Here is a 17,235-nt window from a genome sequence, read left to right on the forward strand (position 1 = left end):
AGGCATCGGGTCTCCGGTATCCGGGCTTCTCCAGAAGCCGGGCTTGGTGGGCGTCGAGCGGGTGGGAGCCGGGCTTTGTGGGAGCCGACCCTGTCGGCGATATCAGCCGCGGTAGCGCCAGCCGTCGATTTCCACCAGCAACTCCGCACGGCAGACATCACCGTGCACGAGCAACAACGGAGCGTCCGCGAAGTGCGTCGCGGCGAAATCGCGCACGGTCTCCTCATCTTCGGGACGCCGTACGTAAACCTTCAGTGGCGCGTGCGGACCGAATCCACGCGGCATGCCGCCGGTATCCAGCAACGTCTCCAGGTTGCGCAGTGTTTCCGCCAGCTGCGCGTCGATGTCGCCCGCATGCGCCGAGGCGTGACCGACCACCGCCGCCGTGCCGGATATCGCCAGCACGTCGTTGGCTGGCAACAGCGTGGCGCGCGCGAAGCTCGGCGGGGTACGTCCGTACTGGCGCGGATAACGCCATGCGCTCACCTGGCGTGGGTTCTCCACGCGCGTGCCGGGACGGTCCGTCGAGAGGAGGTAGACCTGCAGAAGCCCAGTATCCGCGTGGTGCCCGATCGCCGTGGCAGCGGGAAATCCCTGAGCGAAGATCTCCCCCATGCCGCCGATCCGTCCGGTGCAGAAGTGCTTGTACCGCTCGTCGTCACCCTTACCCGCGTTGATCGCGCCAAGGTAGTTCCATATGCGCTGGACATGCCGTTCGTCGGCCGTGGCCACGAAGCGCGACAGCAACCCATACGCGTACCGCGCCGCGCCTTCGGGCCCGCCATGGGCGTCCTCGTGGCACTCCACCGCGGCGTACAGCCAGCCGCCGCCGCGTGACCAGCGCAGGTCGCCTTCGCGGCCGAAGTTCACCTCGCCGTCCACTTCCCACACTTCGGCAGGGGCATCGCCCAATGGCTCCAGTGCGACGCGTAGCCACCGGGGATCGTCATGGGCGGGGGCCGCGCCGCCGAAGCCGAAGGCCGCCAGGGTGGAGGGTGACAAGGCCCCGGACGGGGACCGGTAGCCCACCCGTGGCGAGGGAGGGGCCGAGAGCGGATTCCGCTCTCGCATTTCACTTCCTGGGAGCATCGAGTCTTCCGTCCTGCGCGTTCGGAGCATGATATCGCCCCGGCGTCAGCGGGGAACGTGAACGCGGGTTGGATTCATCAGCCTGAACACCGTCCTAAGCGGCGCCAAAGACCCCTGTGTTAAACTCCGCGGCCGCTGCCATCCGGGGGGAGGCAGGAACATCCAGGACCTGGAAACACCAATGGCAACGCAGACCGCAGCACAGCACGAACTCGCCGAACTCATCGTCACCAGCCTCAATCTCGAATCGGTGCAGCCCGCCGACATCGATCCCGAGGCGCCCTTGTTCGGCGGCGAGCTGGGCCTGGACTCTATCGACGCGCTGGAAATCGCCCTTGCCGTCTCCAAGCGATACGGGTTCCAGCTGAAATCCGACAATCCGGATAACCGGACGATCTTCACGAGCCTGCGCACGCTGTCCGAGCATATCGAACAGCACCGCGCCGCGGCCTGACCGCCGTTCAGGTCGCACTTGCCCGGGGCGTGCTCTGCTTTGCCCTGGACGGCCGGGCGAGAACCGCTATCGCCGGTATGGCCCCGATCGTGCTCCGGAGATACCGATGACCGATCCGACCGATATAGCACCCTGTGTGCGCCCGCTGCGTTTCGACGCGGCACACCCCAGCTTCGCCGGTCATTTCCCGGGCCGGCCGATCGTCGCCGGCGTGCTGCTGCTCGAGGCCGCGGCCACCGCGCTGCGTGAGTGGCGCGGACTCGTCGTGAGCCAGGTCATCGATGCCAAGTTCCTCGCGCCTCTCCTGCCCGGCGAGGATGCCCAGATCGAACTCGTCGCGGTGGACGCCGTCCGTTTCCGCTTCACGATCCACCGTGCGGCGGAGGTCCTCGCGCGAGGCACGCTCGAGGGCATGGCATGAGTCACTGGAAGCAACGCGAAGGCGGCAGCTTGTTCGCCATCTGGCTGATTCGCACGATCGCGCTGAAGCTCGGCCGCGGCGTGGCCCGCGTGCTGCTCTATCCGATCGCCTTGTACTTCTTCCTGCGTCGTGCCGACGAACGCGCCGCCTCGCGTGCGTACCTGTCGCGCGTGCTGGGACGTCCCATCACTGGCTACGACGTCTTCCGCCATATCCACATGTTCGCCGCGACCCTGCTGGATCGCATGTTCTTCCTCGCCCATGGCGAACGCGATTTCGTCGTCGACGTGGAAGGCCTGGCCGATCTCGACCGTTGCATCGATGGTGGCCGCGGCGTGCTGTTGATCGGTTCGCACCAGGGCAGTTTCGAAGCCTTGCGCGCGCTCGGCGCACGCCGGCCGGACGTGCCGCTGCGCGTCGTGCTCGACAAACAGAAGACCCCGGCGCTCACCACCGTCCTCGAAGCGCTCGCGCCGGAGGTCGGCGCGGCGGTGATCGATGCCTCCCGCGGCGGTGCCTCCGTCGCGCTGGCGATGGCCGAAGGGGCCGCACAGGGCGGCATGGTCGCGCTGCTCGCCGACCGCGGGCACCAGGGCGAGTCGACCTGCCGGGTGCCCTTCCTCGGCACGCCTGCGCCGTTCCCCGTGGGGCCGTGGCTGCTCGCGTCCGCGCTGAAGATTCCCGTGGTGTTGTGCATGGGCATCTATCTGGGCGGCAACCGTTACCGTCTGATCTTCGAAGCGTTCTCGGATGGTGTCGACATTCCCCGCGCGCAGCGCGCGGTAGCCCTCGAAGCCGTCGTCGCCCGCTATGCGGCGCGCGTAGAGCACTATGCACGCCTGTATCCCTTCAACTGGTTCAATTTCTATGACTTCTGGCAAGAAACTGGCCCTGCTGACGAGCCTGCTGCTGCCGCTCACGTGCCTCGCCACTCCGACGCCTGACGCGGACGCCGCGAGGGCGCTGGTCGCGAGCCTCAACCGGCCCGCACCCGCACGCACCGCTTTCGCCGAGGCGCGCTTCATGCGTGTGCTCGACAAGCCCCTGGTGGTATCGGGCGAGCTGGCCTGGCTAGGCGGCGATCGCCTGGAGCGTCGCGTCGACACGCCGATGAAGGAAACCTCCACGATCGCCGATGGCGAGGTCACCCAGGAACGCGAAGGCAAGAAGCCGCGAAGCTTCTCGCTGAAGCGCGCGCCGCAGCTGAAGGTACTGCTCGACAGCTTCGTCGCGTTGCTCGCGGGCGACCCCTCGCGGCTGGGCGAGTCCTTCGAGATCGCCCTGGGGCGCGATGCCGATCGCTGGCAATTGACGCTCACCCCGCGCGATCCGCGGATCGCGAAGCAGATCGCCAGCATCCATGTGTACGGCAGCGGCAACGTGCCGCGTTGCATGCGCATGGACGAGAGCGATGGCGACACCTCGATCGACCTGCTCGGCGAACTCGCCACGAAGATGCCTGCCGAACCGACCCGCGAAGGACTCATCGCGCAGTGCGGCGGCGCGATGTGAAGGGCGCACGCCTTGGCATCCTCGTCGCCTGGCTGGCCGCGCTCGCGGCCTTGGGCGCGGTCGTCTTCACGCAACTGAAGGTGGGCACGGACCTGCGCAGTTTCATGCCGGCGCCGACGACTCCGGACCAGAAGCTGCTCATGGACCAGGTCGGCGAAGGTCCCGGGTCGCGCCTGCTTCTCGTTGCGATCGACGGCGGCGACGATGTCACCAAAGCTGCGTTGAGCCGGGGCCTGGCTGCCGCCTTGCGCAAGGATTCCGTCTTCACGCAGGTGGTCAACGGCGACTTCGATCTCGGCATGCTCGACACCCGCCTGATGCCTTACCGGTTCCTGCTGTCGCCGACACTCGATACGCAGGCGCTGGACGAGGACTATCTCGCCGACCAGCTGCAACAACGCCTTGACGACCTGGGCTCGCCGGCGGCCACGTTGCTCAAGGGCCTGTTGCCACGCGATCCCACGCTGGAAACCCTGAAGCTCGCCGAGCGCTGGACGCCGGTACGTTCGCCCGACGTGCGCGAAGGCGTCTGGTTCTCTTCGCGCGGCGAGGCGCTGTTGCTGGCGCAGACGCGCGGCGCGGGCTTCGATCCCGGTGCCCAGGACGAGGCGATCGGCCACTTGCGCGCCGCCTTCGCGGCATTGCCGGACCACGCCGGCTCGCATCTGACGATCAGCGGTCCGGGGTACTTCACGGTGGTGGTCAATGCGCAGACGCGCGACCAGGCCGACTGGATCGGCCGCATTTCCACCATCGGCTTCATCGTGTTGATGCTCGCCGCCTACCGCAGCGTCAGCAGCCTCGTCTTCGGTGCCTTGCCCGTGGCGACCGGCGCGCTCGCCGGCATCGCCGTCATGACCTTGTGCTTCGCCGAAGTGCACGGGATCACGCTGGCTTTCGGCTTCACCTTGCTCGGCGTGGCGCAGGAATACCCCATCCGCCTGCTCAGCCATCGTCGCGCGGGCGAGTCCGCGGTGGCGAGCGTGCGAGGCTTGTGGCCACTCCTGCTGACCGCCATCGCCTCGGCGTGCATCGCCTACCTCGCGTTCTACGCTTCCGGCGTGGGAGGCCTGAAACAACTCGCCGTGTTCACCATCACGGGCCTGCTGGCCGCGGGATTCACCACTCGTTACGCGCTGCCCTACCTTTTGCCCGAGCGTGCACGTGACGTGGCCGATACGCCGGGACTGGCCCGCTTCCGTGGCTGGCTCGATGGCTTGCCCCGTCCGCGATGGCTGCCGATTCCCGTGGCGGCCGCCGCGGTGGCGATGCTCGCGTTCGCCCCCGGGCCGTTCTGGCAGAACGACCTGTCGGCGCTGACACCTCTGCCGCGCGACCTGCTGATGACCGACGCGCGCCTGCGCGGCGAACTGGGCGCGCCGGATGTGCGTTACCTGCTGGTCGTGCAGGCCCCCTCGGCCGATGGCGTGCTCGCGGCGTCGGCGAAGCTCGAGCCGCGCCTGCGCGAACAGGTGGCGGCGAAGACGCTCGATGGGTTCGAACTGCCGTCGATCTATCTCCCCGACCTGGCGACGCAGCGTGCGCGCCAGGCGAAGTTGCCGGACCGCGCGACGCTGGACGCGGCGCTGGATGGCGCGCTCGACGGCATGCCGTTCCGCAAGGACCTCTTCGCACCCTTCGTGGACGACGTGGAAACGGCGCGTAGCGCCCCCTTGCTCGCGCCGGACGTGTTCGCCCGCTCACCCCTCGGACAGCGGCTCGCGGCGATGCTGGTGCCGCGCGGCGACCATTGGGTGGGCCTGTCCGCGTTGAGCGGCGTGCACGACGCGGCGGCCATCGCCGCGGCCGTGGCATCGGCGGGGGCGAATGCGCGCCTGCTCGATCTCAAGGATGCCTCCGAGTCGCTGGTGGCGGAATACCGGACACGCATCCTGCACGCGCTGCTCGCGGCGACGCTGTTGCTGCTCGTCACGATCACCCTGGCCCTGCGCAGCGTGCGACGCGCATGGCACGTGCTGGCGCCCATGACGCTGGCCACCTTCCTCGTGCTGGCCGTGGAGCGCGTGGTGGGCATCCCGATATCGCTGTTCCACCTCGTGGCCCTGATCCTCGCCGCCGGCCTTGGGCTGCACTATGCGTTGTTCTTCGAACGCGACACGGGCGATCCCGCCGAGCAACGGCGTACCCTGCATGCGACCGTCGTGTGCGTGATTTCCGCCTTGCTCGTGTTCGGCATGCTCGCGTGGTCGTCGATCCCCGTGTTGCGTGCCATCGGCCTCACGGTATCGCTCGGCGTCGCCTTCCATTTCTGTCTCTCCATCCTGATGGCACCGCATGCTCGCCAAGACCGATTTCATTGACCTGGTGCCCCACGCGGGCGACATGTGCCTGCTCGACGGGGTACTGGCGTGGGATGCGTCGTCGATCCACGCGATCAGCACGAGCCACGTGTCGATGTCGCATCCGTTACGGGGTGAGGAAGGACTGCATGCCGTCCATCTTGCCGAATACGGCGCACAGGCGATGGCCGTTCACGGTGCGCTGCTGGCTCGCGAACGAGGCGCGACGGAAGCCCGCCCGGGGATGCTGGTGAGTCTGCGTGGGGTGAAACTGGCCGTGCAGCGGGTCGACATGCTGGCGGGCGTGATCGACGTGCATGCCCAATGCCTGATGGCCGACGAGGGCGGCGCGCAGTACACCTTCCGCATCGAGCACGAAGGGCACGAGATCGCCTCTGGCCGCGCCGCGGTCATTCATCCGGCGGGATGACGGTCGGCCCGGAGGGGCTGCTTGAAAGGGGACTGATGAGGAGCCTGACCGCTACCCTCCGGGCCGACCAGGAGAGTCTGCGTGGCGGCTGTCTCACGGATCGCGACCGCGTCTCAGGCGACGCGGGCGAAGAGTTCCATGGGCGTGTCTTGCGCCCCGAGCAGGTGCTCGTTGCCTTCCCTCAGTGACGGGTGATCCGCCGCGGCGCGTTCGACGATGCTCGCCGCCAGCGAACGCATCATGCGAACGTTCTCGCGCAACCGGTGGGCGAGGGTCTCGTCGTCGAGGGTATCGTGCAACGTCGCGTTCATCGTGGCGAACCAGGTCAGGTCGCGCTGGTCCATCATGACCTTGCGGTTGCGCCCTTCCGAAACGGCGTGCCAGCGTTGGAAGAACGCTTGCATCTCGGTGTTGAGGTCGGCCGACGTCATCAGCTCGGGCCCCATGCGGGTGATGAACGCCGCGTCGCCCAGGCGTTCCTGGAAAACGATCTGGCAAAGCACGCCCCAGTAATAGGCGTAGTCCCAGATGACCTTGATCGGCAGCACTTCCGGATCGCCGAACAGGTTGTACTGCCCGCGATACATCCGCAACGTGCCTTCGTAGAACGAGAAGAACAGCCGCTCGTAGTGACGCGCGTGCGCGTTCAGCTGCTCACCCTGGCGATCCAGGCCGACCAGCAGCGTGATGTACGTATTGGCGATCGCGATGAAATCGCTGCCGGGCGAGTAGAACGGATCGAGGAATGCACCGGCCTCGCCCGTGAGGCCCCAGCGATCGGGCGAGAACATCCTCGCGCACCCGTAGGAAAAATGCCGGAAGAAGGCGAAGTCGAGCAGCTTGTCGCGCCGGCTGGCCACGTGGCGTGCGACGACGGGCTGGTGCTCCTGGAGCCACTCCAGGGCGAGGTCGAAGGTCTTCATCGTTTCCAGCGGATGCATCGTCGCGTCGGCCACGATGCCGACCGAATGCGCGCCTGACGACAAGGGAATCAGCCAGACCCAATAACCAGGCCCGCACAAGTGGTTCGTCGAGCGCCAGCGCTCCGGCGGCTCGCAGCGGCCCTTCCACGCGTCGTCGTCGCACCAGCCGTCGATCTCGAGCCTGTCGTCGATGCGGAACCACACGGCGTTGGCGTGATGGCCGTTGTCGCGGGTGAGATCGAGCTTGCGGCGCATCAATCCGGCACGGCCCGAGGCATCGAGCAGCCAACGCGCCTGCAAGTCGCCGGTGCCGGCGGCCGTCTCGAAACGAACGGTATGCGGCAGGGTGCCAGCGCCGATGTCGAAGCCTCTTACCGTGACGCCTTCACGGAAGTCGATGCCGCGGCGGCAGGCCTCGTCGCCAAGGAAGTTCTCCAGTATGCCGCGGTCGATCTGGTAACTCGGCGTTGGCAGTACGGCGCTCACGCCCAGTTCGGTCACGTCGGCGAGATCGTCTCGCCCTTCGGAAAAGAAGAAGCGGAAGCCGAACTTGCGGATATGCGCATCCTCGAGATGTGCGCGCAGTCCCAGCGTATCCGCGAAGTAGTGCGCGGCGATCTCGACGGTGGACTCGCCCACCTTGTGTGCCGCCACGGGCAGCGGGCGAGACTGCCGCTCAAGCACGACGATGTCCATGTCGGGATAGGCGCCCTTCAGTTGCAGGGCCAGGGTGAGCCCGGCAAGGCCCCCTCCAAGAATGACGGCGTCGTGTGGCTTGCGATCCATCGTTTCGACCTCGTGCATGGGTGCCCGAATCAGTATGCCGTGTGCCCTGCTTCCTGTTCCTGGATGATCGTCGGCTTCGCGCGCGAACGGCGGTAGCTGGCGACGGCGTTTCCGTAGTGGACGATCCGGCCGATCGTGTAGAACGTGATGCGGCTCACGTCGCGTACCGGGTTGAAGTGGCTCAGCCGGAATTCTCCCTGGTAGCGTGAAGCGATAGGCACCGAGACCACGCCGATGCTGCGTTCACGGCAGGCGGTGATAAGGACGGCGGCCTCGAAGACGAAGTGTTCCGCCGGCAGGTCGACCAGGTCCAGCGTCTCCCTCGGATATAGCCGCTGCCCACTCTGTGTATCCGCGATCGCTCGTCCACAGGCCCAGGAAATGCCCCAGTCCGCCACGGCGTTGGCGCGCCGCCGCCCCGGCGGCTGTTGTTCGCGTTGCAGCAGGCGCGCGCCGATGACGATGCTTCCGGGATAGCGGCGGCTCGCCGCGAGCATGGCGGGGATGTCGGAGGCGAGATGCTGGCCGTCGCCGTCCATGGTGACCACGGCATCGTAGCCATGGCGGAGGGCTTCGCGGAAACCGGTACGCAAGGCTTCGCCCTTGCCGCGACGTGTCTCGTGGCGGAGCAGGGTCACCGGCATGGCGCCGACAATGTCGGGCGTGCGGTCGTCGGAGCCGTCGTCGACGACGATCACGGGAAGCCCGAGCGCCAGCGCGTCTGCGACGACCCCGCCGATGGCGCGCTCTTCGTTGAGGCACGGAATCAGGATGCAGTAGCGCCGTTCGGAGGGGCTCACGCGGCAATCTCCACGTCGATGTGGAGATCGAGTCCGTTCGCGGCCGGCAGACGCAAGGCGGTGGACCGGGTCAGCGCGAGGGCGCGCATGAGGACGACGGAGCGTGCCGATGGATTGCTTGCCGCGATGCCGTCCAGCCATGGATCGCCCACGGCCTCGTTGCCGCTGTTGCCGGGCTCGGGCGTGATGTCGAGCCGTACCGCGGCACCTTCCGCCCGTGGCGACAGCACGAGTGCCACTGCGAACGGTCCCGTGGTGCTCGTCATGCCACCGAGGGGGCCGGTGCCCGCGATATCGTAGCTGGCCAGCAATACGTCCTGGTCGTCGGCCACGGCCAGCGTGGCGGCTTCGAGCAAACCGGCGCCGAAGACGTCTTCGCCACCGGATATCGCGCTGGAGCTGGCGTGGCAATGCGTGGCGATGGTCCAGTAGCCGGCGGGGGCGTTATGCACGGAATTGTGGAAACGCGTGGGCGAGAGTTCCGCGGGCGCCCGAGCCAGCGTGTCGCACATGTAATCGGTGATGACCTGGTCGCCGTGGGCGGAAGCGAACACGCAGGGCAGGGTGGCCGCATCGAGGCCACTCATGCGTACCGCCTGCCCGGCCACGGCCACGGCCAGCAACACGCTTTCGGGTGCACGGCGGCGCTCGTTCGGTGGCAGGGCGTCAGCCATCGGCCGCTCGGTGGCGGCGGGGGAGGCGACACCGGTGACGATTTCGCGGAACGCATGCCAGTCCGCCGCGCCCGGCGCCCACAGGCCGATGCCCTTCACCCAGACCGATAGCGCCGCGCTCATGCGGCGTGTCCTGCATGGGCGAAGGCGAGGCAGGCGTTGTTGCCGCCGAAACCGAAGGAATTGCTCAGTGCGATGCGGATGTCCCTCGTCTCGGGTTGCCATGCCATCTGCGGTCCGCATAGGGGGTCCGGCTCGTTTGCACCGAGGTTGCCCGGGACACGTCCATCACGCATGGCGAGCAAGGTGAGCACCGTTTCGAGGATGCCGGCGGCACCCAGCGTGTGGCCGGTGAAGCCCTTGGTGGAACTGGCCCGTGTGTGGGCCGGAAAAGTACGTGCCACGAGCGCGGCCTCGACCTCATCGTTCTTCTGGCTCGCGGTGCCGTGCAGGTTGATGTAGTCGACATCGCCCGGCACGATGCCCGCGCGGGCCAGTGCGTCGCGCAACGCCAGTTCGGCGCCGAGGCCGTCCGGGTGTGGCGTGGACATATGGTATGCGTCGCTGGCCTCGCCATAGCCGATCAATAGGGGTGCATCGTTCGGTTCCGTCACCCGCTCCAGGATGGCGAAACCGGCGGCTTCGCCGATCGAGATGCCGTTGCGGTGCGCATCGAACGGCCGGCAGGGAGCGGGCGATACCAGTTCGAGCGAGTTGAAGCCGAACAGCACGCTATCGCACAGGCTGTCGGTACCGCCGACGATGGCGGCGTCGACGAGGCCCAACCGGATCATCCGTTCCGCGTTGGCGAACACTTTCGCGCTCGACGAGCAAGCGGTGGCGACGGTGAGGCACGGTCCCTCCAGCTCGAACGCGGCGGCGACGAAGCCGGCGAGCGAATGGGGCGTATGCAGCACCGGGCGGTGCAGGTCGGCGGGCATGCGGCCGTGGTCGAGACGCCGGTAGCCTTCCTCGGTGGCGCCGATGCTTGCGGTCGAGGTGCCCAGCAAGATGGCGATCCGGTTGCTGCCGTAGCGCTCGCGGGTGGCGCGCACGGCATCGGCGAAGCCGTCCTGGCGAAGGGCCAGCCAGGCCAGCCGGTTATTGCGGCAATCCCAGTCGGACAATCCGGCGGGAAGCGGCTCTTCCTCCACGCCGGCGACGCGGCCTATCCAGCAGTCGAGCGGGGCGACACTGAAGTCGTTGGGCGACAGGCCACCGTGTGAGGCGGCGAGGGCATCGGCGTGGGCCTGCAGGCCGCGGCCGAGGGCGGAGGTGGCGGTGTACGCGCGGATGGCGAGCGGAGGCATGGGATGGGGCATGCGGCGAGCCTATCCTTTTTGATCGATAGCGTCGCGTGAACGTGGACGGGCGTTCAGGCGATTGCACGGTGCCCCCGGAATACGCAGACTGCGCGTCTCTCCGGGATCGTCCCCATGTCCGGTATCCAAGCACCCAAAATCCTGCGCCGCGGTGTCTGGCGGTACCTGAGCGACCGCGACATCCTCATCGCGGCGCTGGTGACCGCGATCGTTTTCGTGGGCAGCCTCGGCCTGCTGTACGCCGCGCACCTGGCGCGTGTCTGCTGGCTGGCCGGCCGCAGCCCGGCACGGGTGGCGGAGCGCAGGACCATGCTCGTTTTCGGCCGTCGCCTCGTCGACGACCGGCTGGAAACCGATTTCATCGGGCGCCTCGCCCGGGTGCGGGAGCATGCGTTGGACGGCAAGGCTGAACGCGTGCTCCTGCTCGGCGGTTTCAGCGGTGGAACGATGAGCGAGGCGGACGCCGGTGAACGCTGGTTGTTGGCCGAAGGATGGCCGCCGGCCGTGCCGATGCTGCTGGAACAGGTCTCCATCGATTCCCTGGAGAACCTGCGCCACGCACGGGTGTTGTTGCGCGAGCGCGACGATATTCCCCTGCCTCGGGTCTGGTTGGTCACGAGCCGTTATCACCTCGCCCGTTGCCTCTATCTAGCCCGCCGCCTGGGCTTCGATGCCGGGCCTCTCGCTGCGGAAGAACGCTTGCCGCTGAGCCGGCGTTATGTCGCGAGGATCTTGATGGAGGCGGGCTACCTCATGTGGATCGATACGGGCATGCGCTGGGCCGCCTTGACCGGCAACCGGCGGATGGCCGGACGCATCTCCTGATGTGTCGGTTCCACGCGGCGGCGTGCCGCAGCTGGCTCGCCGCCGCGTCTTGCTAAGCTCCGCTACATCCCCTACCCGTAAGAGGCCACGCCTTCCATGTCCGGACAAGCCGACCTTGCCGAATCGTTCCTGCGCGGCCTGCAGGACCGCATCTGTGCCGCCATCGAACAGGTCGACGGGACGGCTCATTTCGAGGAAGACGCGTGGACGCGTCCCGCCGGCGGCGGTGGGCGCACGCGCGTGCTGCGCGATGGTGGTGTCTTCGAACAAGCGGGCGTCAATTTCTCGCGGGTATCCGGATCGCCCCTGCCCCCCAGCGCCACGGCGCACCGGCCGGACCTCGTCGGCGGCAGTTTCATCGCCACCGGCGTGTCGCTGGTCTTGCACCCGCGCAACCCGTATATCCCCACTACCCACGCGAACGTTCGCTACTTCGAAGCCTCCAAGGAAGGCGCCGAACCCGTCTGGTGGTTCGGCGGCGGATTCGACCTCACGCCGTTCTACCCGTTCGACGAGGACGTGCGCCATTGGCATGGCGTGGCGAAAAGCCTTTGTGAGCCGTACGGCGACGACGTGTACGCGCGCTACAAGCGCTGGTGCGACGAGTACTTCTATCTGAAGCACCGGGGCGAGACACGCGGTGTCGGTGGGCTGTTCTACGACGACCTCAACGAGGGTGGTTTCGACCGCTGCATGGACTTCACCCGCGACGTCGGCCAAGGTTTCCTCGATGCCTACCTGCCCATCGTGGAGCGGCGCCGCGGCATGCCCTGGGGCGAACGCGAACGCGAGTTCCAGCTGTATCGCCGCGGCCGCTACGTGGAATTCAATCTCGTCTACGACCGCGGCACGCTGTTCGGGCTGCAATCCGGCGGACGCACCGAATCGATCCTGATGAGCCTGCCGCCGCGCGTGCGCTTCGAGTACGCGTATGCGCCGGAAGCCGACAGTCCGGAGGCGCGGCTGCAGGAATACCTGAAGCCGCGCGCCTGGATATGACGTCGCTTACGGTGCGCTGCCCGAGAACTTCTTCGCGGTCGCACCTTCGATCTTGCCGACCGTCGCGGAATCGCTGACGTAGAGGTCGACGTCGCGTTCGAAGGTGAGCGAGCCCTGCACGACGGCATGCGGGCCGATCACGATCTTCGGCTTGCGGTCGTTGTTGTTGAACCAGCTCATCGAAGGCTTCTTCACGAGCAGGCCGCCCTCGACCTTGGAGCCTTCGCCGATGGTGACATCGGCGTTGACGGTCTCGATGCCGCCACCCACGTGCGCCTGGTCCAGCGAGATCTCGCCATTGACGTTCGACAGGTGGCCCTTGATGTCGGCGCCGCGATCGAGACGCACCTTTCCGTTCACGGTCTCCACTTCGTCGCTGACCTTCGCCTGCTCGTGCAGGGTGACGGCGCCGTTGACCGTCTTCAGGACGGTGGCCGTGGCGGACTCGCCGAGTTCGACGGCGCCATTGACGGTGCTGGCCTTCTGTACGACCGCGCGGTCGCCGATGCGGACCGAGCCGTTGACCGAATGGACGTCCCCGGCATGCTGGCCCGCCTCGACCGTGGCGCTGCCGTTGACCTTACTGATGTCGTCGTCGGCCAGGGCCGCGCCGGAAACGGAAAGTGCGATGAGCAGGGAAAGCAGGGTACGGCGCATGTGTGGTACTCCACGGGTGGACTGGACCCCTAGGATGCACCTGAACAGGCGAAGGTTTAGCGTGACTGACGGCATGGGGGCGGGGGAGGGTATCCGGCGAAGTTGACGGGTCCCGGTGCAGGTTCCACCATCGGATTTTTCCTTTCCCACGTTGGATGCCATGTACAAGCTCGTCATGATCCGTCACGGCCAGTCGGCCTGGAACCTAGAGAACCGCTTCAGCGGCTGGGCCGATGTCGACCTCAGCGAACAGGGCGTCGCCGAGGCCCGCGAAGCCGGCCGCCTGCTCAAGGAAGCCGGCTTTACCTTCGACCTGGCCCACACCTCCTACCTAAAGCGCGCGGTGCGTACGCTCTGGCACGTGCAGGACGAGATGGACCTGATGTGGATTCCGGTGGTAACCGACTGGCGGCTCAACGAACGCCATTACGGTGCCCTGACCGGCCTCAACAAGGCCGAGACCGCCGCCAAGTACGGCAACGAGCAGGTGCATATCTGGCGCCGCAGCTACGACACCCCGCCGCCGCCGCTGGAGCCGGGCGCGAAATCCTTCGCCGACGACGGCCGCTACGAGGGCATCGATGTCCCGTTGACGGAATGCCTGAAGGACACCGTGGCCCGCGTGCTGCCTTATTGGGATGAGGTGCTGGCGCCGGCCATCCGCGCGGGCAACAATGTGTTGATGGCCGCGCACGGCAATTCCATGCGCGCGCTGGTGAAGTACTTCGACGGGATATCCGACGACGATATCGCCGAACTGAACATCCCCAACGGCATCCCCCTGGTCTACGAATTCGACGCCGACCTCAAGCCCGTGAATCACTACTACCTGGGCGACCAGGCGGAGATCGAGGCCAAGATGGCCGCCGTGGCGAACCAGGGCAAGGCCAAATAAGGCGCCGGCCGTGCCCCACGGTGAGAGAGGGTGACATCCGTCACCCTCGATGGGTCACAACCGCCCCTCGAACCAAAACGGCGGTTCGCTAACCTAGCCTCACACCGACCAACCGAGGCCCATGCCATGCTGGCTCCATCCGCCATTCCCCTGATCGTCGCCCCGCTGATGGCCTTCGCCATCTATCGCCGTGTCCGTGGAAGCTTCGGCAGGCAACCGATCCGCACGAAGCGGATGACCGTCCGGGTCGTCATGTTCGCCGTCATCGTGGGCCTCATGATGCTCTCCGGCCTGCAGGATATCCGGCTCGCCGAGGGTGCCTTGGGCGGGGCGGCGATCGGCGCCTCCCTGGCTCTCCTGGTGGGCCTGCGCCTGACCCGGTTCGAGCAGGGCACCGACGGTACCGACTTCTACATACCCAACCCCTGGGTCGGAGGCGCCTTGTCGGCTTTGCTGCTCGGGCGGTTGGCCTGGCGTTTCCTGGTTCTCGCCCCCGCCTTCGCCAGCGGTACCGCCGCGGCCGTGCCGGGTCCGGCCCCGGGAAACAGCCCGCTGACGATGCTGGTGGTGGGCCTGACCGTGGGTTATTACCTGGCCTACTACGCCGGCGTCCTGATCCACCACCGTCGCCACAAGCGGCAGTGGCAGGCCGCCTGATCCCGCCCCGGGGCGCCCTCTGTCAGAGGGCGTCGTTATCCAGCTCGCCGGTGCGTATCCGCACCACCTGGTCCAGCGGGCTGACGAAGATCTTGCCGTCGCCGATCTTGCCCGTCCGTGCCGCTTGCTGGATCGCTTCGACCACCCGCTCGATCTGCTCGTCGGCCACCGCGACCTCCAGCTTGATCTTGGGCAGGAAGTCCACCACGTATTCGGCGCCGCGGTAGAGCTCGGTATGGCCTTTCTGTCGGCCGAAGCCTTTCACTTCCGTCACCGTCACGCCCTGGACGCCTACGTCGGCGAGGGCTTCGCGGACATCGTCCAGCTTGAACGGCTTGATGATGGCGACCACCAGCTTCATGTATCACTCCTCGGGGCGCGGCCGGCCGCCGGCGCGCGAAAGACCATTGTGCCATCCGGGTCCCGGATCGTCTCCATACGGTGGCTTGTAGGAAAAACCCTACACGACGTGTGGGCGTACGCCTATAGCGCCTACAATTCCATCACTTAGAATTCATCCACGACATCGAGGTGCGCAAGATGGATGTGCAGGGTATCGATCAACTCGCACAGCGGTTGGCATCGTTGGTTCCGCCAGGGTTGGCGCAAGCGCGTGAGGACATGCAGGCCAACTTCAAAGACATTCTGGCGCAGGGACTTCGCCGCCTCGATCTCGTAACCCGCGAAGAATTCGATGTTCAGAGCCAGGTACTGGCTCGTACGCGCGAAAGGCTGGAAGCCTTGGAACAACGGCTTGCAGAGCTTGAGGCAAGCACGCAGCACGGCCAATAGGACGGCCACAGGTCCCGGGACCGCCCCCGATCCGTCACCCTCACCCCGAGAGCGGTCGGGGGCGGTTATTTTCCCAGCGAACGCAAGGGAGTGCGTATGCGAACCGGGTCCCTCACGGATCACAAGCAGTCGTACTCCCAGACGGTCCGTTACCGGTTACGATATTCATCGTCATGAGCCTCGCCGTCACCCTTTCGCGCGCGCAGGAAGGTGTCACGGCGCCGCAAGTGGTCGTCGAAGTCCACCTATCCGGCGGTTTGCCATCCACCTCGATCGTCGGCTTGCCCGAAGCGGCGGTCCGTGAAGCGCGTGACCGCGTGCGCGTGGCTATCCAGAACACCGCCTTCGAATACCCCAACCGCCGCATCACGGTGAATCTCGCTCCGGCGGAACTGCCAAAAGATGGCGGCCGCTTCGATCTCGCCATCGCCCTCGGCATCCTTGCCGCCGGTTCCCAGGTGCCGCGCGAGCGTCTCGACGATTGCGAATTCCTGGGCGAGCTTGCCCTTTCCGGCGAGCTTCGTGCCGTACCGGGCATCCTCCCGGCCCTGATCCGCGCCCGCCGCTGTGGCCGCCGCATCGTGGTGCCGCGTGCGAACGCCGCCGAGGCCGCGCTCATCGGGGAGGGAGATGTCCTCGTTGCCGACAGCCTTGCCGAAGTCTGCGCCTGGCTGAGCGGCCACGCGGACCTCACCGCCCCCGCGGCCGCCGATTTCTACGACATGCCGACCTGCGGTCCGGACATGCGCGATGTGCGTGGCCAGTACCAGGCGCGACGCGCCCTGGAGATTGCCGCCGCAGGCCGTCATCACCTGCTGCTGATCGGCCCACCGGGTACGGGCAAGACCATGCTCGCGGAACGCCTGCCCGGCATCCTCCCTCCGATGACGGAATCCGAAGCACTGGAAAGCTGTGCCGTCCGGTCGCTGTCCGGCGAGGAGATCGATCCCGGCTGCTGGCGCCGGCGTCCGTTCCGCTCGCCGCACCACACGGCATCGGGCGTGGCGCTGGTGGGCGGCGGATCGTCGCCGCGTCCTGGCGAGATATCCCTCGCGCACAACGGCGTGCTGTTCCTCGACGAGCTTCCCGAATTCAGCCGCCACGTTCTCGAGGTTCTGCGTGAGCCACTGGAGTCGGGCCAGATCGTCATCTCGCGCGCGGCGCGGCAATCGACTTTCCCGGCGGAGTTCCAGCTCGTCGCCGCGATGAATCCCTGTCCTTGCGGCTATGCGGGCGATACCCTGCACGAATGCCGTTGCACGCCGGACCAGGTGCAGCGTTACCGTAGCCGCATCTCCGGTCCGTTGCTGGATCGCATCGATCTTTGCGTCGAAGTGCCGCGCGTCGCCATCGCCGAACTTTCCTCCGCCCCCGGCCCCCATGACGACGACAGCGCCAAAGTGCGGCAGCGTGTGATCAAGGCGCGCGAGAAAGCCCTGCTGCGCGCCGGCCAGCCTAATTCCGAATTGAGCGTGGTCAACCTCGAACGCGACTGCGCACTGCCTTCGGCGGAGCGCGAGTGGCTGGAAAGTGCGCTGGACAAACTTGGCGCGTCGGCGCGTGCGTATCACCGCATATTGCGAGTGGCGCGGACGATCGCGGATATCGAGGGTGGCAGTGGGTGCGTGGAGCAGGTGCATCTGGCGGAAGCGTTGCATTACCGGCGGTTCTAGCAATCGGAAGGCCAAGCTCACCCTTT

19 protein-coding genes are annotated in these 17,235 nt (G+C 66.9%); 12 read left to right on the plus strand and 7 right to left on the minus strand.

Translation table 11 applies throughout. The annotated features are described in order from the left end of the window. Positions 1-102: 102 nt before the first annotated feature. Entirely contained in the window at positions 103-1,089 is a 987-nt protein-coding gene (locus ACN9M2_RS01110; RefSeq protein WP_426286359.1) for a pteridine-dependent deoxygenase, read from the minus strand. A 181-nt stretch (positions 1,090-1,270) separates the two neighbouring features. Here ACN9M2_RS01110 and ACN9M2_RS01115 point away from each other — a divergent pair, with 181 nt between their 5' ends. From ACN9M2_RS01115 to ACN9M2_RS01140, 6 genes are all read left to right on the plus strand, one after another. After that, positions 1,271-1,543 (plus strand): phosphopantetheine-binding protein, encoded by a 273-nt coding sequence (locus ACN9M2_RS01115; protein WP_371023650.1) that lies wholly within the window; start codon positions 1,271-1,273, stop codon positions 1,541-1,543. Positions 1,544-1,649: 106 nt separating this feature from the next. Further along, positions 1,650-1,964, plus strand: a complete 315-nt coding sequence (locus ACN9M2_RS01120) for a hydroxymyristoyl-ACP dehydratase (protein ID WP_426286360.1) — start codon at positions 1,650-1,652, stop codon at positions 1,962-1,964. Further along, positions 1,961-2,908 (plus strand): acyltransferase, encoded by a 948-nt coding sequence (locus ACN9M2_RS01125; protein ID WP_426286361.1) that lies wholly within the window; start codon positions 1,961-1,963, stop codon positions 2,906-2,908. The genes ACN9M2_RS01120 and ACN9M2_RS01125 overlap by 4 nt, the downstream gene beginning before the upstream one ends. Then, complete coding sequence (locus ACN9M2_RS01130) at positions 2,832-3,476, plus strand: LolA-related protein (RefSeq protein WP_426286362.1); 645 nt, start codon at positions 2,832-2,834, stop codon at positions 3,474-3,476. Before ACN9M2_RS01125 ends, ACN9M2_RS01130 begins: the two co-directional genes overlap by 77 nt. Then, positions 3,458-5,797: an MMPL family transporter gene (locus tag ACN9M2_RS01135; RefSeq protein WP_426286363.1), complete on the plus strand. Its 2,340-nt coding sequence runs from the start codon at positions 3,458-3,460 to the stop codon at positions 5,795-5,797. Before ACN9M2_RS01130 ends, ACN9M2_RS01135 begins: the two co-directional genes overlap by 19 nt. Continuing rightward, positions 5,772-6,206, plus strand: a complete 435-nt coding sequence (locus tag ACN9M2_RS01140) for a phosphotransferase (RefSeq protein WP_426286364.1) — start codon at positions 5,772-5,774, stop codon at positions 6,204-6,206. The genes ACN9M2_RS01135 and ACN9M2_RS01140 overlap by 26 nt, the downstream gene beginning before the upstream one ends. Positions 6,207-6,319: 113 nt before the next feature. Here ACN9M2_RS01140 and ACN9M2_RS01145 read toward each other — a convergent pair whose 3' ends face one another. The 4 genes from ACN9M2_RS01145 to ACN9M2_RS01160 are packed head-to-tail and all read right to left on the minus strand — an operon-like array spanning position 6,320 to position 10,711. Then, positions 6,320-7,915, minus strand: coding sequence for an NAD(P)/FAD-dependent oxidoreductase (locus ACN9M2_RS01145; RefSeq protein ID WP_426286365.1), 1,596 nt, complete (start codon positions 7,913-7,915; stop codon positions 6,320-6,322). Positions 7,916-7,944: 29 nt separating this feature from the next. Continuing rightward, on the minus strand, positions 7,945-8,715 hold the full coding sequence (locus tag ACN9M2_RS01150; protein ID WP_426286366.1) for a glycosyltransferase family 2 protein: 771 nt from the start codon (positions 8,713-8,715) through the stop codon (positions 7,945-7,947). Next, a complete protein-coding gene (locus ACN9M2_RS01155; protein ID WP_426286367.1) occupies positions 8,712-9,512 on the minus strand; it encodes a beta-ketoacyl synthase chain length factor in 801 nt (266 codons plus the stop codon). Before ACN9M2_RS01155 ends, ACN9M2_RS01150 begins: the two co-directional genes overlap by 4 nt. Next, positions 9,509-10,711, minus strand: a complete 1,203-nt coding sequence (locus ACN9M2_RS01160) for a beta-ketoacyl-[acyl-carrier-protein] synthase family protein (RefSeq protein ID WP_426286368.1) — start codon at positions 10,709-10,711, stop codon at positions 9,509-9,511. Before ACN9M2_RS01160 ends, ACN9M2_RS01155 begins: the two co-directional genes overlap by 4 nt. A 114-nt stretch (positions 10,712-10,825) precedes the next feature. On the opposite strand from ACN9M2_RS01160, the gene ACN9M2_RS01165 reads away from it, so the two are divergent. Continuing rightward, on the plus strand, positions 10,826-11,536 hold the full coding sequence (locus ACN9M2_RS01165; RefSeq protein WP_426286369.1) for an ElyC/SanA/YdcF family protein: 711 nt from the start codon (positions 10,826-10,828) through the stop codon (positions 11,534-11,536). A 96-nt stretch (positions 11,537-11,632) separates the two neighbouring features. Then, positions 11,633-12,535: an oxygen-dependent coproporphyrinogen oxidase gene (hemF, locus tag ACN9M2_RS01170; protein ID WP_426286370.1), complete on the plus strand. Its 903-nt coding sequence runs from the start codon at positions 11,633-11,635 to the stop codon at positions 12,533-12,535. Positions 12,536-12,541: 6 nt separating this feature from the next. Here the strand turns inward: hemF and ACN9M2_RS01175 are convergent, their stop codons facing one another. After that, positions 12,542-13,192: a hypothetical protein gene (locus ACN9M2_RS01175; RefSeq protein ID WP_426286371.1), complete on the minus strand. Its 651-nt coding sequence runs from the start codon at positions 13,190-13,192 to the stop codon at positions 12,542-12,544. A 160-nt stretch (positions 13,193-13,352) separates the two neighbouring features. Between ACN9M2_RS01175 and gpmA the strand changes: the two genes are divergently transcribed. Both gpmA and ACN9M2_RS01185 read left to right on the plus strand, forming a co-directional pair. Then, positions 13,353-14,087, plus strand: coding sequence for a 2,3-diphosphoglycerate-dependent phosphoglycerate mutase (gpmA, locus tag ACN9M2_RS01180; protein ID WP_426286372.1), 735 nt, complete (start codon positions 13,353-13,355; stop codon positions 14,085-14,087). Between the two features lie 126 nt (positions 14,088-14,213). Beyond that, the gene (locus ACN9M2_RS01185; protein ID WP_426286373.1) at positions 14,214-14,744 is read left to right on the plus strand and encodes a DUF1453 domain-containing protein; all 531 of its coding nucleotides are present in this window, start codon (positions 14,214-14,216) and stop codon (positions 14,742-14,744) included. Positions 14,745-14,766: 22 nt separating this feature from the next. Here the strand turns inward: ACN9M2_RS01185 and glnK are convergent, their stop codons facing one another. Further along, positions 14,767-15,105, minus strand: coding sequence for a P-II family nitrogen regulator (gene glnK / locus ACN9M2_RS01190; RefSeq protein ID WP_371023665.1), 339 nt, complete (start codon positions 15,103-15,105; stop codon positions 14,767-14,769). A gap of 179 nt (positions 15,106-15,284) precedes the next feature. Here glnK and ubiK point away from each other — a divergent pair, with 179 nt between their 5' ends. Together ubiK and ACN9M2_RS01200 are read left to right on the plus strand one after the other, a co-directional pair. Continuing rightward, positions 15,285-15,536, plus strand: coding sequence for a ubiquinone biosynthesis accessory factor UbiK (gene ubiK / locus ACN9M2_RS01195; protein WP_306849494.1), 252 nt, complete (start codon positions 15,285-15,287; stop codon positions 15,534-15,536). 173 nt (positions 15,537-15,709) lie between these two features. After that, positions 15,710-17,209, plus strand: a complete 1,500-nt coding sequence (locus ACN9M2_RS01200; RefSeq protein WP_426286374.1) for a YifB family Mg chelatase-like AAA ATPase — start codon at positions 15,710-15,712, stop codon at positions 17,207-17,209. Positions 17,210-17,235 lie beyond the last annotated feature (26 nt).

Source organism: Luteibacter sp. E-22 (assembly GCF_049913125.1).
Lineage (GTDB): Bacteria > Pseudomonadota > Gammaproteobacteria > Xanthomonadales > Rhodanobacteraceae > Luteibacter.

Excerpts from the sequence above, each read along its gene's own strand:
- ACN9M2_RS01125 (WP_426286361.1), top strand. The coding sequence starts at position 1,961 with ATGAGTCACTGGAAGCAACGCGAAGGCGGCAGCTTGTTCGCCATCTGG.
- ACN9M2_RS01155 (WP_426286367.1), bottom strand. The coding sequence starts at position 9,512 with ATGAGCGCGGCGCTATCGGTCTGGGTGAAGGGCATCGGCCTGTGGGCG.
- ACN9M2_RS01130 (WP_426286362.1), top strand. The coding sequence starts at position 2,832 with ATGACTTCTGGCAAGAAACTGGCCCTGCTGACGAGCCTGCTGCTGCCG.
- ACN9M2_RS01185 (WP_426286373.1), top strand. The coding sequence starts at position 14,214 with ATGCTGGCTCCATCCGCCATTCCCCTGATCGTCGCCCCGCTGATGGCC.
- ubiK (WP_306849494.1), top strand. The coding sequence starts at position 15,285 with ATGGATGTGCAGGGTATCGATCAACTCGCACAGCGGTTGGCATCGTTG.
- ACN9M2_RS01140 (WP_426286364.1), top strand. The coding sequence starts at position 5,772 with ATGCTCGCCAAGACCGATTTCATTGACCTGGTGCCCCACGCGGGCGAC.
- ACN9M2_RS01120 (WP_426286360.1), top strand. The coding sequence starts at position 1,650 with ATGACCGATCCGACCGATATAGCACCCTGTGTGCGCCCGCTGCGTTTC.
- hemF (WP_426286370.1), top strand. The coding sequence starts at position 11,633 with ATGTCCGGACAAGCCGACCTTGCCGAATCGTTCCTGCGCGGCCTGCAG.
- ACN9M2_RS01115 (WP_371023650.1), top strand. The coding sequence starts at position 1,271 with ATGGCAACGCAGACCGCAGCACAGCACGAACTCGCCGAACTCATCGTC.
- ACN9M2_RS01165 (WP_426286369.1), top strand. The coding sequence starts at position 10,826 with ATGTCCGGTATCCAAGCACCCAAAATCCTGCGCCGCGGTGTCTGGCGG.
- ACN9M2_RS01175 (WP_426286371.1), bottom strand. The coding sequence starts at position 13,192 with ATGCGCCGTACCCTGCTTTCCCTGCTCATCGCACTTTCCGTTTCCGGC.
- glnK (WP_371023665.1), bottom strand. The coding sequence starts at position 15,105 with ATGAAGCTGGTGGTCGCCATCATCAAGCCGTTCAAGCTGGACGATGTC.
- gpmA (WP_426286372.1), top strand. The coding sequence starts at position 13,353 with ATGTACAAGCTCGTCATGATCCGTCACGGCCAGTCGGCCTGGAACCTA.
- ACN9M2_RS01160 (WP_426286368.1), bottom strand. The coding sequence starts at position 10,711 with ATGCCCCATCCCATGCCTCCGCTCGCCATCCGCGCGTACACCGCCACC.
- ACN9M2_RS01110 (WP_426286359.1), bottom strand. The coding sequence starts at position 1,089 with ATGCTCCCAGGAAGTGAAATGCGAGAGCGGAATCCGCTCTCGGCCCCT.
- ACN9M2_RS01145 (WP_426286365.1), bottom strand. The coding sequence starts at position 7,915 with ATGGATCGCAAGCCACACGACGCCGTCATTCTTGGAGGGGGCCTTGCC.
- ACN9M2_RS01200 (WP_426286374.1), top strand. The coding sequence starts at position 15,710 with ATGAGCCTCGCCGTCACCCTTTCGCGCGCGCAGGAAGGTGTCACGGCG.